Source organism: Roseibaca sp. Y0-43 (assembly GCF_020667835.1).
Classification (GTDB): Bacteria; Pseudomonadota; Alphaproteobacteria; order Rhodobacterales; family Rhodobacteraceae; genus Roseinatronobacter.
This window is the reverse complement of sequence record NZ_JAFMPR010000008.1, coordinates 132,068-145,587: the sequence shown is the minus strand read 5'-3', so window position 1 is coordinate 145,587 and position 13,520 is coordinate 132,068. Positions and strand designations below refer to the sequence as shown.

The following is a 13,520-nucleotide window of genomic DNA, read 5'->3' as shown; positions in this document are numbered from 1 at the left end:
AAGCCGAGGAGAAATATAAGGAGGCCTTGAAGTCAGACAAAATTGCAGCTTGAAATACGAACTCAACAGTCTCCGGCGAAACCGGAGCGGTTCAGTTTGCGGCGCTTTGCCATGTTCAACGACCCTATCGCGGCTCTTTGCCTAGAAGGCGCTGTTGGGCAGGAGCAAGGCAAAGCCGGGGAATTGGAAGAGCAGCCACAAGATCAGGATGTCGGCAGCCAGGAAGACCAGCACGCCTTTGAAGATGGCCTCTAGGGGGACGGCTTTGCCCACCACGCTTTTGATGACAAAAACATTCAACCCTATGGGTGGCGTGATTAGGCCGATTTCCAGCAGTTTGATGACCACGATGCCGAACCAGATCAGGCTCATGCCGTAAGATTCCACGATCGGGACGGTCAGCGGAATGGTCAGCAAGATGATCCCGATCGGGTCGAGGAATGTCCCCAGCACGATATAGAGCAGAACGATCGCCGCCATGACCACGAAGACCGACAGGTCCGCAGCCTCGATCCAGGCCAGAAGCGCGTTCGTTACGCCTGTCAGGGCAACGAAAGATAGAAGCATCTTGGCGGCGATGGCGATGGCGAAAACAGCAGCGGTTTGATAGGCGCTTTCACGCAAGGCGTCGACGAAGCCCGCAAGTGACAGGCGTTTCGTGACCACGCCAAGGATTACCGCGACCATGAAGGCGACGGCGGCCGCCTCGGTCGGTGTGAACAGCCCGAAATAGATGCCCCCCACGATCAGGAAGAACAGGGTGAAAAACGGCCATGCGCGCTTTAGTGCCGTGACGCGCTCTGCTTGGCTTGGGCGGTCATCTGTGACCGGGGCCGCTTCCGGGTTGAGCTTTACCCATGCCCAGACAACACCCACATAGGCCACGACCGTCGCCAGACCCGGCAGCACCCCCGCAAGAAACAGCAGGCTGACGGATTGCTCGGTAAAGACGCCATACAACACCAGCAAAAGCGATGGCGGAATGAGCGAGCCCAAAGTGCCGCCCGCCGCCACGCAAGAGGCCGCCAAGGACTTGGAATAGCCAAATTTCAGCATTTCGGGGACCGCGATGCGCCCCATCGCCGCGGCGCAGGCGACAGAAGTTCCGGTGATTGCGGAAAACCCGCCGCAGCCCATGACCGATGCAATCGCCAGATTGCCGGGGACCGACGGCAACCAGATGCGGATCGCGTAGAACAGGTCGGTGGTGAACCCGGCGCGGTGCGCGACATGGCCCATTCCTATGAACAGCGGTGCCATGATGAGCGGGTAGGAATGCAGTAGAGAATAGGGGTCGGAGGCGAGGAAAGAGAAGACCGGCCGCATCGCCCGGTCCGGGTTGAACCCGCCCGCGGCCGGAAAGGCGAAAAAGCAGAATATCCCGCCAAGGGCCGCCGCCCCCAGCGCATAGGCCACCGGCACACGCAACGCCAGCAACACCAACGCCGTCACCATCCCGAGGACGCCAAGCGTAACAGGGTCCATTATCGCAGCCCCAATCCGGACATCGTGGAGTGATCAGCCAGCATTGCGGCCTCCTTTCACCAAAGTGGCAAGGTCTTGCGCCGTGTTCAGCACCAGACGGGCACTGAGTAGCGCCAGCCCCGCAACGAAGAACGCCTTTGCAGGCCATTGCGGGATCTGCAGCACCCCCTCGTAGAAGCGACCGCGCTGAAAATCGCTAAGCGCAACATTGAACGCGCTCCAGGCGATCAACCCGAACAACAACAGGCCAATGAGGTTGCCGCAGAGGGTCAGGGCCGTGCGGGTCCGAAACGGCAGGAAGTTCGTGAAGACCTCGACCTCGATATGTCCGCGGCGGGCTGCGACATAGGCCAAGGGCAGGGTTACGATCAGCGGCATCAGGTTTTCTGCCAACACCACGTCATCCGGGATGGACGTGCCCAGGAACGTTCGCGCCAGAACAGAGGTAAAGAGCAAGGCCGCCGCGAAGGCGATTGCGGCCATCGCAAGCCCAATCGCGGCGGTTTCTACCACGTGCAAGGCACGGTCTACAAAGCCAGCGCCGTCAGGACGCTTATGCGGTATGGCCGCGTCGTCATCCATCGGGCCTGCCTCCGGTTGTCAGGTTAGTTCCAGGGGTAGCCGTTGGCGTCACGGACCGCCGCAAGGTCGGTCTGCGCGGCAAGGAACTGGTCCAGCACGTCCTGACCTGCCAGCCCCTTGGCCGCCGTCGCCTCTAGCCAATGCGCCGTCAGATCGTCGGCCCGCGAGGTGACGACTTCCATCACTTCTGCGGGGGGCGTTGCGACGGAAACCATGTGGCCGTCAATGCCGGCTTCCATCTGGGCTTTCACCTCGTCGCCCAAGGACATCAGCGCATTGGCCAGAAAATCGGTCGTGTCGCGTCCGACCTCACGCATGAGCTGCTGCTCTTCCGCGCTCAGATCTTCCCAAAGGCCAAGGTTCATGACCCCGACAAGCCCAAGCATCTGGCCGAAATCCATCTGCACCAAGTGGCTTGCCACTTCATGCAGGCGGTAGGCGGTCACGTTGCTCCAATAAACCTGGCTGCAATCCATCAGGCCGCTGTCGAGCGCCTGATACACCTCGATGGCGGGGAAAGACACGATCTCGGCACCAAGGCTGGTGAAGGCTTCGATATAGGGGCCCACGGCACGAATGCGCTTGCCTTCGAAATCGGACACTTCATCGATGGGTTCGCGGCAGATCAGTTGCACCGGGCCTGTGTTGAACTGCATCAGGTAGACCGCGTTATGTTCCGCGAATTCGTTGATCAGGGCTTCGTTGGTGGTGGCCGTGTCATACATGGCGCGCATCGCAACCCACGGATCGGCAGAGCCCATGGGCAGGTCGCCCACTTCATACAGATGCAGCATGTTCGGCTCCCATGACGGGACGAAGGTGCCCGCATCCACGAAGCCGGATTCAACGCTGCGCATGACATCGCGCCCGCTGACCAGCGCGCCGCCCCAAGTGATGTCGAGCGTGATCGAACCGTTCGAGCGCTCTGCGATCTGCTCGGCGAAATACTTGATCGCCTCGGCGCGCACGCCCCGGTCGGGGCCGTATTCCGCGTAGCGGATGGTGGTCTGGGCCTGTGCGCTGACCGCGGTCAGCGCGGCCAAGGCGGTGGCGGATACCGTCAAGCGAAGTCTGGTCATTGGTCTCTCCTCCCTTTGGTTGGTTTTCCGGCTCTCCCGATCCGGTCTTACGTCGCTCGCTGGATGAGCTTCGATTTGTATTGGCTGCGCGGCAGGCTGCCATGCGGCACCAGTTCGATTGCCGCCCGGAACACGAGCTTCGCGCGCAGCGCGGCCTCTATCCGTTTGGCCAGATCGTCTGACGCGGCTTTGCCCGGTGCCATCTCGACCTTCACCGGCAGGGGCGGCTCTTGCTTTGCGCCGTCGCTGGTTGGTGTAATCAGGATCACGCCGGAGACGTCAGGCGTGAAGTCTGACACCACTTCCCGAATTGCGGTCGGGAACACGTTCACCCCGCGCACGATCAGCATGTCATCGGTGCGACCGATGCAGCGCACCCGAAGGTTGTGGCGACCGCAAGGGCAGGGCGACGTGGTCACGCGCACATGGTCGCGGCTGCGGAAACGCAGAAGCGGGGCGGCCTGCTGGCGCAGATGCGTATAGACAAGTTCGCCTTCCGCGCCGTCCTCCATGGGCAGTGTGGCCCCGCTGTCAGGGTCGATCAACTCGACATGGACAAAGCCCGCGCCGCCGAAATGCATACCCTTCTGGTGCTCGCATTCCCCCCAAAGCGACACGGCAATGTCCCCGATCCCCATGGCTTCGGTCACTTTCGCGCCCCAGCCCGCTTCGAGCGTCGCCCGCATTTCAGGCTCTCCACCGCCCGGCTCGCCCGCGACCATCACGCGCTGGACGCTGGATTGCGCAAGGTCGATGCCGCGCTCGGCCGCCCATTCGATCAGATGCAGAGCGTAAGAGGGTGTGACCACCACGGCATCCGCGCGCAGCTTCTGAATGGCCGTGACCAGCCGCTCGGTATTGCCGGTGCCGACCGGGATGTGGCACAGCCCCAATCGGTCGAATGACCCCAAGGCGGCGCCCGCAACGAACGGGCCTGCATTGTAGCTGGAGATAACCCGGTCGCCCGCGGATACACCCGAGGCAGAGTAGCTGCGCGACGAGATCGTGACCCAATCCTGCACATCGCGCGCGGTCAGCGGAATGAAACTGGGCGTGCCGGTCGTGCCGGAGGTGGAATAAATGCGCGCGATGTCGCTTTCGGCGCAAGCAAGCTGCGTGCCAAGCGGGCGTTCGTCTGTCCGGCTGGCGCGAAGGTCGTTCTTTTCCGTGAAAGGCAAGGTGGCTAAATCGGATAGCCCGCCGATCTGTGACGCATGGGTGATCCCTGCGTCGTTCAGGCGGCCGCGATAGAATTCCGAGTTTGTCAGAAGATAGGCGATCTGCGCCTGAAAGGCTGCGTCGTCGGATATATCGGCAGCGTCACCGATCCCCTTGTGCTCGATAATGTTCATGTGTCGGCTCCTTCGGGCACATACTCGATTGCCTCTGCGGCTTTGCCCGCCAGCAAAAAGCCGATCGGGTGCTTCTGCTCTTCCGCCAGATGTCCCAGCAGGCCCGCCGCGCGCGCCAGAAGCGGCACGCCCTTTATCATCGTGGCAGGGAAATCGAGGTCCAGCAGCACGGCGGCAATCGCCATTGAAACATTCATCGTCAGCGGCTTGCCGCGCGCTTCGGTCACGGCGGCTGCAAGTTCTTCTGCCATGGCGCAATGCGCGCCAGCGACACCGCGTTCCTTGGTCAAAGAAAGAATGCGCGTGGTGCGCGGGTCTTCAGGCTTGTGCAAGGGATGGCCAAAGCCGGGCAGGTGGCGCTTTTCGGCTGCCGCCTCGGCCACAAGGGCCCGGGCAGCTTCTGCGCGCGGTGTCCCTTCATCGCAGCGGGCCTTTGCCTCTGTCAGCAACTTGCCACAGTCTTCCGCCGCACCAAGAATGACCGTCCCGCACCCCAGAATGCCCGCCGCCAAGGCTCCCTGCAGCGCATCAGGCCCGGCAGCCAACGTCATGCGCGCGGCCTGGGCATTCGGCGTCAGCCCGTGTTCCGCGATCGAGATCAGCAACACGTCCAGAAAATAACGCTGTTGATTCGTCGGCATCTGTCCTGTGACCGACAGAAAGAAGAAATCGGTGAAGGTTTTCACCCCCATCAGGTCTTCGGTCAGACTGTGCCCATGAACCCGGATAGAGCTTGCATCCGCATCGCAAATCGAACTGCGCGCAGCCGTTGCCTTGCCGATCATCATTGCACTCTCTCCTTGCGCCAACAATTGTGTCGAACAGTATTGTCGAACAATTTTGCTAGACGATACTGTTCGACAGGGCATTGTCAAGGGCACAGTTTCATCTTAAAATCGCGATATGAATTTTCTGAACTCTTCTCGCAGGCGCAGCGAAAGCGCCGTGGACCGTGTGGCAGATGCGCTGCGAACCGGGTTGATGACGCGTCGCTTCGCGCCCGGCCAAAGGCTGATAGAGGCTGATCTTACAGAAGAATTTCAGGTCAGCCGGGGCACGCTCCGGCAAGCTTTCAGCCGTCTGGAATCGGACGGTCTGATCGACATCGTGCCCAATCGCGGCGCGATTGTCCGGCAAATGTCACAGCGCGATGTGCTTGAACTTTTCCAGATCCGCTCCGAATTGGAGGGGCTGGCCGCGCGTCTGGCGGCCAGTAGAATGTCGGATCCGGCTGTCAAAGCCCGGTTCAAAGCCGACATTGCCGCCATCTGGGAGGAGCAACCTCGCGTCGATGGCGGACGCTACCTAGATGAAAATTCCGGGTTTCATCAGGCTATTCTGGTCGCGGCGGATAACCAACAACTTGCCAGCATATGCGGCCAGTTTCACCTGCATATGATCATGGGACAGGTCGGTCGTGCGTTGGGCGGCGAAGCCATGGCGCGGTCCGTCGAAGAACACCGGCATATCGCGGACGCGATTCTGGAATGCGATCCGGATCGCGCGGATCGTTTGATGCGGGAACACTTGCTACGCGCACTTCAACTATCCCAAGCCTAGATACGTGTTTGCCGGAACTGCCTTTGGTCGTCAGCTGAGGATAGCCCGTGTCGTGTTTGGCGATTGGGCGAAGTTCTTGCCATTGCAGAGGGTATAACGACCAAAAACGCGATCAAAGCTGCTTGGAATGCTGTGGACGTGTATCCGATGGGGGTGAACGCTGAGCTTTGCGTTGATACAGAAGGTCGAGCCAACCATGGCGCTGACCACGTTTGCATCGCCGAATTCGTCAGCACACCGATCTGAAGCGCTCTGAGATCACTCGAAGCACCGTCTCGGGGTCCATCTCCCACCAGGTCTTGCGAGAGAAAATCTCGACTTCGCAGGGGCCGGAATACCCCGCTCCCTCGACCGCGCGGCGGATCGCTTTCAGGTCCGCCACCCCATCACCCATCATGCCACGGTCAAGCAGCATGTCGGTGGTGTTTTCCAGCCAATCGCATAAATGGAACCCGACAAGGCGCGACCCGGCTTTTGCGCAAGCATCTTTCAGGGCTGTATCCCACCAGACATGGTAGACGTCGACCGCGATGCCCAATGCGTCATGGCCTATCAGATCGCACAGCTTGACCGCGTCCTGCACCGTCATCAGGCAGGTCCGATTGCCGCCGAACATCGGGTTCAGCGGCTCCACCGCCAAGCGAACGTTGCAAGCGGCGGCATGTTCAACGACCTGCGACAGGCGCTCGGCGAGGATCTTCTGCGTCTCGGCGACCCCCTTGGTCCCCGGTTCCGTGCCGCCGCTGACAACGGTCAGCACAGGGGCGCCCAAGGCAGCGGCCATCTCGATGCTGGCGCGCGTCTCTTCAAGCCATGTGTCGGGACGGTCGCGGCCGACAAGATACGGCGTTCGGCAAAGGCCCGCCACGTCTAGTCCGGCGGCCCGCACGCGATTGCCGATCTCGACCGCCCGAGTGCCGATTTCGCGCTGCCAGAACACGATACTGCCAAAGCCATGCGCGGCACAGGCGTCGATCACCCGTTCCAATGGCCAGCCCGCACCATAACCGTCCAGATTATGCCCCAGTGTCGCGGTGTTGAGAGCAAGGGCGGAGGTATCGGCGGAAAAGTCGCGCATCGCTACCGGACCCCGTAGCCGTGAAGCAGGATGCCCATACGCTCGACCGCAAGCTCGGGATTGGCCAAGGCACCGCAGCGATCCGCAAGGCGGAAGCAATCCACGAAATATGGCAAAGAGCGCATCGCCTCTGCACCACCGATCATCTTGAAATGGTCCTGATGTCCGTTCAGCCAAGCAAGAAAAACGACCCCGGTCTTGTAGTATTGCGTCGGTGCACGAAAGATGTGGCGTGCGAGCGGAACCGTCGGGTCCAGTGCCGCCCGAAACGCGGCCATGTCGCCCGCATCCAAGCTGCGGACGGCATTCGCGGCGTGCGCGGCCAATGGGTCGAAAATCCCCAAAAGCGCGTGGCTGAAACCCTGCGCGTCGCCGGCAATCAATTCCGGGTAGTTGAAGTCATCGCCCGTGTACATGCGCACGCTGTCGGGCAGGCGGCGGCGCATCTCGATTTCCTTTTGCGCATCGAGCAGCGATATCTTGATTCCGTCGATCTTGGCCTGGTGTTCTTGGATGATCTCCAGAACGGTGTTGCGCGCAGTGGAAAAGTCTGACGTGCCCCAATACCCGCTCAAGGCCGGATCGAACATGTCGCCTAGCCAGTGCAGGATGACTGGCTCGTCGCAGGCCGCCAGAACGTCGCGGTAGACCGCTTTGTAATCATCTGCGTCGCGCGCGACCTTGGCCAGCGCTCGGCTGGCCATAAGGATAATGCGCCCACCTGCGGCCTGGATCGCGTCCACCTGGGTCAGGTAAGCGGCGGTGACCTCGGCCAGTGTGCGGGCTTCTACCGGAGGCAGGTGATCGGTGCCGCAACCATTGGCCACGCGAGCTTTCGGAAAGGCCGATTTCGTGCGCCGGATCAGCTCTAGCGCCGTGGGCCAGTCCAACCCCATGCCGCGCTGCGCGGTGTCCATCGCCTCGGCTATGCCCAGACCCAAGCTTGCCAGATGACCGCGAAAGGCCAGGGTTGCGTCCCAGTCGAGTGCGGGCTGACCCGTGATGTCGCCATCCGCAAAGGGATCGCGGACGACATGGGCCGCCGAATACACCACCCGCGCGCTGTCTGGCGAAAGCGGGGCAGGGGCGACCGGCTGGCCCACCAGATGATAATCCACAAGCTGGGCGCGGGTGTCGGGCAGGGCGATTTTCATGGCGAAACTTTCAGAAACGGGGCAAGAGCATTCCACCATCGACAGAGATGACATGCCCCGTGGTGTAGGGAAGCTTGTTGGTGGCCAGTGTCGCGACAACGCCCGCCACATCAGCCGGTTGCCCGACCCACGGGAACAGGCACAGCCCATCCGCGGCGCGCTGCTTGTAACTGTCAATGACGGCCGCGGTCATTTCGGTTTCGATCAATCCGGGCTGCACATCGTAAACCGCGATGCCTTCTCGCCCAAGGCGGACGGCAAAGCACTTGGAAACCATCGCCGCCGCCGCCTTCGAGGCGCAGTACTCCGCGCGTGGTGCTGCCGCTGCCGTCGCGTTGGAAGAGGTGATGTTGATGATCGCGCGCGGGTGCGCGGTGGCTTGCGGGTTTGCCAGCACATGCCGTGCGAAGGCTTGGCATAGGAAAAACAACGCCTTGGCGTTGATCGCCATGCAACGGTCGAAACTGGCTTCGCTGACATTCAGAGGGTCGCCTCGTTGCATGACACCCACGCCGGCATTGTTCACGAGGGTCGTGAGTGGTCCCAATTCCGACGCTATCCGCGACAGCGCCGCCTCGTGCGCGGACAGATCACTGACATCGAAAGGAACTGCAACAGCGCGCGCGCCCAGCGCGGAAATTTCGGCCACAAGCGCGTGCAGCGCGGAGTCTGGGGCAAGGTCATTGGCGGCTATGTCAAAGCCGTGACGCGCAAGATCCAGTGCAATGGCGCGGCCGATCCCTCGGCTTGCCCCGGTAACAAGGGCCACGGGTCGGGTCATGAGGCTTTCCTGACTTGGTAGGGCGGGGGACTAAAGCGCGACATCGCAGACGAAGATCCGGTTCGGGTCGTCATTCAGACCTGCCATGATGCGGCGACCGATGGCCGTGTGCGTGTCATTGGCAAGATAGGCGTCGCGCACGCCCGCATCCCGAAAGTCGAACCAGAACACTTCCGTAAACCCATGAATAAAATGCGTTTCCGGCGACATGTTAGCGTGCGCGTGGAAGGCTTCGATGCCGTCAATCTCTGTCTGCAAGGCAGCCAGATCGCGAAGGATCGCGTCTTTCATGTCCTGCGCCATGTCCTCCGCGTAGTTCAGAAATACCATATGTCGGATCATGGGCTGGTTCCTGGCGCTTTCATTTTCATGGGTGTTCCGAATGAATACTTGATAACTCACCAGAGAGTGAGTTATCAAGTAATAAATTGACCTGTCCGAAAATAGGGGTGAGGGATGTCTGTCTACAGCGAGGGGGTCTTTCAGCGGGGCTTCGGCACATATCCGCTTCGAGGAGAGAGACTGTATGCCGCCGTCCGCGACGCGATCGAGATAGGATACCGCGCCTTTGATACCGCGCAATGGTATGGCAACGAAGCAGAGCTTGGTGCCGCTCTGGCGGACACGGACGTCTCGCGTGACGCGCTTCTGGTGACTACGAAAGTGCACCCCGAGAATATGACGGCAGAACGTTTCCTGCCTTCGGTCGAGCAGAGCTTGCGCGATCTGCGGCTGGATGCCATTGACGTTCTATTGCTGCATTGGCCGCCGGGCGACGACCCGGTAGAGCCGTCTCTTGACCTGTTGCAGAAAGCTCACCGTGCAGGTTTAGCGCGGCATATCGGCGTGTCGAACTACACGGTCGCAATGATGCACCGTGCTGTGCGTGCGCTGGATGTGCCGCTCGCGGTGAACCAGGTCGAATTTCATCCTTTGTTGAAACAGGACAAGCTGCTTGCGGCGTCGCAAGAAACAGGGATACCGCTCTCTTCCTATTGCTCTATCGCGCGCGGCGAAATCTTCAAATACCCGGTCCTTGCTGAAATCGGGGCTGGATACGGCAAAAGCGCTGCGCAGGTCACATTGCGCTGGATCTTGCAGCGAGGTGTGACGATGAACACCATGTCCACCCGGCCTGAAAACATCCGCGCCAATTTCGACATCATGGATTTCGCGCTCACGCCGGATGAAATGGACACGATCTCGGCGCTGACATCCACGAATTACCGCATCAGCAATGCCGAAGTGGTTCCATACGCCCCGACATGGGATTGAGATTGTGCTGTCACAAGCGTGTTGACAGCGGATCAAATATAAGTAACTCTCTAGTGAGTGAATAAAGCGATCAATGGAGGTCGGCTTGTTTGAAGTCTCGCCATATGAAGCGGCTCAGTGCGTGCGCGACGGTGATATGATCGCGATCACGGGCAATGGCGGCGGGATGCTTGAAGCTGATGCGGTCTTTGCCGCGCTCGAAGCGCGCTTTCTGAAAACCGGCCATCCGCGCGATCTGGTACTTGTTCATGCGCTGGGGGTGGGGGACGGGTCCGTGCGCGGCGTAAACCGCTTCGCGCATGAGGGCATGGTGCGCCGCGTGATCGGCGGCCATTGGTCATGGTCCCCGCGGATGCAGGCGCTTGCTCGGAACAACCTGATCGAAGCCTTCACACTGCCCGCAGGTGTGATTTCCACCCTGTTGCGCGAATCTGGGGCGAAGCGGCCCGGCCTTGTCACGCGCACCGGGCTGAACACGGCCTACGATCCGCGCAATGGTGGCGGCGCGGCCAATAGCGCCGCACGCGCAGCCGACCCGCTCAGCGAGATCGTTATCCTTGGGGGCGAGGAGTATGTTCGCTACCTGCCATTGCACCCCGATCTTGCCATTGTGCGCGGCACCTATTGCGACGCGCAGGGCAATCTTTCCTGTGCTGAAGAAGCGGGCGATCTGGATGCCTATGCCGTCGCGCTCAGTGCGAAGAATGCGGGCGGCCGTGTTGTGGCGCAGGTGCGAGAGATACGTGCCGACAGTGCTTGTCCGGCGCGGCTGGTGCAGATTCCGGGTATCTTCGTCGATCAGGTCGTCGTGGATGCCGAACAGCCGCAAACCCATGCCGGCGGCTATGAGCTGAGCCTTGCCGGGTTTCCCGGTGCCGCAGAAGCACCCAAGGGCAAATTCGCGGGTCTGTCGCTGCCAACGGGTGCGCGCGCGGTTATCGCGCGGCGCGCAGCGGCGGAAATCCGGGCGGGCCAGTCGGTCAATTTCGGCTTCGGCATTCCCGGCGGTATCGCGGCAATCCTGTCCGAGCAGGACCGGCTTCAGGGCATCTGGCTGACGGTCGAGCAGGGCATCCATAATGGCCAACTCATTGACGGGGCATTGTTCGGGGCTGCGGCCTTTCCGAGTGCAATCATGCGCTCGACCGACCAGTTCGATTTCTATAGCGGTGGTGGCGTCGATATCGCGTTTCTGGGCGCGGGAGAGATTGACGCCAGTGGCAATGTCAACGTCTCGCGGCTGGGTCAGGATGTCGTCGGGCCCGGCGGTTTCGTCGACATTTCGCAAGGGGCCAAGGCGGTGGTCTTTTGCGGCACTTTCGCGGCCAGCGGCCTTGCCGTGCAGGTCGATGCCGGGCGTCTGAACGTCAACCGCGAGGGCAGCATTCCGAAATTCGTGAAGCAGGTGCGCGAGGTGACCTTTTGCGGGCACTGTGCCCTGAAGCAAGGAAAGCCGATCATGTATATCACCGAACGCGCCGTGTTCCGGCTGACGGAACAGGGCGTAACGCTGGTTGAAATCGCACCAGGGGTCGATCTGCAAAGCCAGATCCTTGACCAAATGGCTTTCGTCCCCGCGATTTCGCCCGATCTGGCCCAAATGGATGCAAGCTGTTTTGTCACAGACCCGAGCAGTGCCGGGCCTGTCGGCCTGCTGCCAGAAGGGGCGGCACATGCTTGACCGGGCACAACGCGTTTTCGACGCACCCAACAGCTTCCAGAACTTCATAGCAGGGCGCTTTGTCGGTGCGGAACACGGCGATACTATCCCGCGCGAAAGCCCTGCGCATGGCAAGATCGTCAGCTATTACCCGGCCTCTACACGGACCGATGCAAAGGCTGCGATCACGGCGGCCCGCGAAAGCTTTGATGCCGGGACGTGGGCGTTTTCCTATGGCGGCGATCGCGCGCGGCTGCTGCAAGAGGTCGCGCGCATGATCCGCCGCGATGCTGACGAGTTGGCGCTGGTCGAGGCGCTTGAAACCTCCAAGCCGTTCGAGGCGGCGCGTGGCGAAATCCTGTTCTCGGCAGAGCTTTGGGATTACGCCGCCGGTGCCGCGCGCGCCTTGCATGGGGACAGTCTGAATACCCTGGGCGCGTCGATGTTGGGGCTGGTCCTGCGAGAACCGATCGGCGTGGTGGGCATCATTACACCGTGGAATTACCCGTTCCTGATCTTGTCCGAACGCTTGCCTTTCGCACTGGCCGCCGGTTGCTCTGCGGTGGTCAAGCCAAGCGAGTTCACTTCTGGCACGGCGCTGATGCTGGGCCGCTACCTGAAGGATGCGGGCCTTCCAGATGGGGTGTGCAATATCCTGTCCGGCCTTGGCGATCCGGTCGGGCAGACCATTCTGGACAGCCACGATGTCGATATGGTCGCCTTCACCGGCTCGACCCGGGTGGGGCGCGCGGCCATCGCGGCTTCTGCGGGCAATATCAAGAAACTGTCCCTTGAATTGGGCGGGAAATCGCCCTCGGTGGTTTTTGCCGATTGCGATCTGGATGCCGCCGTGGACGGGGTAATCAAGGCGGCAACCGTCAACATGGGCGAATGCTGTATCGCCGGGTCACGGCTGCTGGTTCAGGCGTCGATTGCCGATGAGTTCCAGAACCGGATCGCACAGCGCTTGCAGCAGGTGCAGATGGGCGATCCTTTCGACCCGGCGTCGCGGATCGGCGCGATCATCAACCGCGCCCAATTCGACCGGATTGCTCAGATGGTCCGCGACGGGCTGGCCAGCGGCGCGCGTCTGGTCTGCGGCGGAGAGCCGGGGCACAATGCGGGCCTGTTTTTCCCACCGACCGTGCTGGCCGATGTCACACCCGACATGCGCGTCGCGCGCGAAGAGATCTTCGGCCCGGTCTTGTCCGTCATGTCCTTCGAAAGGCTCGAAGACGCGATCCGGCTTGCCAATGACACTGAATATGGCCTTGCCGCCTATGTCTGGACCAATGACCTGACCAAGGCGCTCAGCTGTTCGCGGCGTATCCGGGCCGGGCGGGTCTGGGTCAATGCCGCGCTGGAGGGCTATCCGGAATTGCCGCTGGGCGGCTTCAAGCAATCCGGCAACGGGCGCGAAACCGGCCGCTATGGAATCGAGGAATATACCGAACTGAAATCGGTCCATCTCAAGGTTGGAGAGCAAACCGAGCGATGGGTGGAGGGCGCATGAC

At 61.3% G+C, this 13,520-nt stretch carries 13 protein-coding genes; 4 read left to right on the top strand and 9 right to left on the bottom strand.

Annotation, left to right across the window (positions count from 1 at the left end):
• Nucleotides 1–141 precede the first annotated feature (141 nt).
• Genes J1C52_RS11625 through J1C52_RS11605 form a run of 5 tightly spaced genes read right to left on the bottom strand, consistent with a single transcriptional unit; the run spans nt 142 to nt 5,286 of the window.
• On the bottom strand, nt 142–1,485 hold the full coding sequence (locus J1C52_RS11625) for a TRAP transporter large permease (protein WP_227428110.1): 1,344 nt from the start codon (nt 1,483–1,485) through the stop codon (nt 142–144).
• 33 nt (nt 1,486–1,518) lie between these two features.
• Nucleotides 1,519–2,067 carry a TRAP transporter small permease gene (locus J1C52_RS11620; protein ID WP_227428109.1) on the bottom strand — a complete coding sequence of 183 codons (549 nt, stop codon included), beginning with the start codon at nt 2,065–2,067 and terminating at the stop codon, nt 1,519–1,521.
• 23 nt (nt 2,068–2,090) lie between these two features.
• Complete coding sequence (locus J1C52_RS11615) at nt 2,091–3,146, bottom strand: C4-dicarboxylate TRAP transporter substrate-binding protein (RefSeq protein ID WP_227428108.1); 1,056 nt, start codon at nt 3,144–3,146, stop codon at nt 2,091–2,093.
• A gap of 47 nt (nt 3,147–3,193) precedes the next feature.
• A complete protein-coding gene (locus J1C52_RS11610) occupies nt 3,194–4,498 on the bottom strand; it encodes a phenylacetate--CoA ligase family protein (protein ID WP_227428107.1) in 1,305 nt (434 codons plus the stop codon).
• On the bottom strand, nt 4,495–5,286 hold the full coding sequence (locus tag J1C52_RS11605) for a citryl-CoA lyase (protein ID WP_227428106.1): 792 nt from the start codon (nt 5,284–5,286) through the stop codon (nt 4,495–4,497). Before J1C52_RS11605 ends, J1C52_RS11610 begins: the two co-directional genes overlap by 4 nt.
• A 166-nt stretch (nt 5,287–5,452) precedes the next feature.
• Between J1C52_RS11605 and J1C52_RS11600 the strand changes: the two genes are divergently transcribed.
• Nucleotides 5,453–6,058: a GntR family transcriptional regulator gene (locus tag J1C52_RS11600; protein WP_370633263.1), complete on the top strand. Its 606-nt coding sequence runs from the start codon at nt 5,453–5,455 to the stop codon at nt 6,056–6,058.
• A gap of 229 nt (nt 6,059–6,287) precedes the next feature.
• Here the strand turns inward: J1C52_RS11600 and J1C52_RS11595 are convergent, their stop codons facing one another.
• The 4 genes from J1C52_RS11595 to J1C52_RS11580 are packed head-to-tail and all read right to left on the bottom strand — an operon-like array spanning nt 6,288 to nt 9,413.
• Nucleotides 6,288–7,136, bottom strand: coding sequence for a sugar phosphate isomerase/epimerase family protein (locus J1C52_RS11595; RefSeq protein WP_227428104.1), 849 nt, complete (start codon nt 7,134–7,136; stop codon nt 6,288–6,290).
• A gap of 2 nt (nt 7,137–7,138) precedes the next feature.
• Nucleotides 7,139–8,290 carry a dihydrodipicolinate synthase family protein gene (locus J1C52_RS11590; RefSeq protein ID WP_227428103.1) on the bottom strand — a complete coding sequence of 384 codons (1,152 nt, stop codon included), beginning with the start codon at nt 8,288–8,290 and terminating at the stop codon, nt 7,139–7,141.
• Between the two features lie 10 nt (nt 8,291–8,300).
• The gene (locus J1C52_RS11585; protein ID WP_227428102.1) at nt 8,301–9,071 is read right to left on the bottom strand and encodes a 3-ketoacyl-ACP reductase; all 771 of its coding nucleotides are present in this window, start codon (nt 9,069–9,071) and stop codon (nt 8,301–8,303) included.
• Nucleotides 9,072–9,101: 30 nt separating this feature from the next.
• On the bottom strand, nt 9,102–9,413 hold the full coding sequence (locus J1C52_RS11580) for a Dabb family protein (protein ID WP_227428101.1): 312 nt from the start codon (nt 9,411–9,413) through the stop codon (nt 9,102–9,104).
• 114 nt (nt 9,414–9,527) lie between these two features.
• Between J1C52_RS11580 and J1C52_RS11575 the strand changes: the two genes are divergently transcribed.
• The 3 genes from J1C52_RS11575 to J1C52_RS11565 all read left to right on the top strand — a co-directional run bounded on the left by J1C52_RS11575 (nt 9,528) and on the right by J1C52_RS11565 (nt 13,519).
• A complete protein-coding gene (locus J1C52_RS11575; RefSeq protein WP_227428100.1) occupies nt 9,528–10,346 on the top strand; it encodes an aldo/keto reductase in 819 nt (272 codons plus the stop codon).
• A 121-nt stretch (nt 10,347–10,467) separates the two neighbouring features.
• Nucleotides 10,468–12,027, top strand: a complete 1,560-nt coding sequence (locus tag J1C52_RS11570) for a CoA-transferase (RefSeq protein ID WP_370633262.1) — start codon at nt 10,468–10,470, stop codon at nt 12,025–12,027.
• Nucleotides 12,020–13,519, top strand: coding sequence for an aldehyde dehydrogenase family protein (locus J1C52_RS11565; protein ID WP_227428098.1), 1,500 nt, complete (start codon nt 12,020–12,022; stop codon nt 13,517–13,519). Before J1C52_RS11570 ends, J1C52_RS11565 begins: the two co-directional genes overlap by 8 nt.
• The last annotated feature ends 1 nt before the right edge of the window (nt 13,520 follow it).

Bases quoted from the DNA above. Each gene is read 5' to 3' on its own strand.
- J1C52_RS11625 (WP_227428110.1), bottom strand. From the start codon at position 1,485: ATGGACCCTGTTACGCTTGGCGTCCTCGGGATGGTGACGGCGTTGGTG.
- J1C52_RS11620 (WP_227428109.1), bottom strand. From the start codon at position 2,067: ATGGATGACGACGCGGCCATACCGCATAAGCGTCCTGACGGCGCTGGC.
- J1C52_RS11615 (WP_227428108.1), bottom strand. From the start codon at position 3,146: ATGACCAGACTTCGCTTGACGGTATCCGCCACCGCCTTGGCCGCGCTG.
- J1C52_RS11610 (WP_227428107.1), bottom strand. From the start codon at position 4,498: ATGAACATTATCGAGCACAAGGGGATCGGTGACGCTGCCGATATATCC.
- J1C52_RS11605 (WP_227428106.1), bottom strand. From the start codon at position 5,286: ATGATGATCGGCAAGGCAACGGCTGCGCGCAGTTCGATTTGCGATGCG.
- J1C52_RS11595 (WP_227428104.1), bottom strand. From the start codon at position 7,136: ATGCGCGACTTTTCCGCCGATACCTCCGCCCTTGCTCTCAACACCGCG.
- J1C52_RS11590 (WP_227428103.1), bottom strand. From the start codon at position 8,290: ATGAAAATCGCCCTGCCCGACACCCGCGCCCAGCTTGTGGATTATCAT.
- J1C52_RS11585 (WP_227428102.1), bottom strand. From the start codon at position 9,071: ATGACCCGACCCGTGGCCCTTGTTACCGGGGCAAGCCGAGGGATCGGC.
- J1C52_RS11580 (WP_227428101.1), bottom strand. From the start codon at position 9,413: ATGATCCGACATATGGTATTTCTGAACTACGCGGAGGACATGGCGCAG.
- J1C52_RS11575 (WP_227428100.1), top strand. From the start codon at position 9,528: ATGTCTGTCTACAGCGAGGGGGTCTTTCAGCGGGGCTTCGGCACATAT.
- J1C52_RS11565 (WP_227428098.1), top strand. From the start codon at position 12,020: ATGCTTGACCGGGCACAACGCGTTTTCGACGCACCCAACAGCTTCCAG.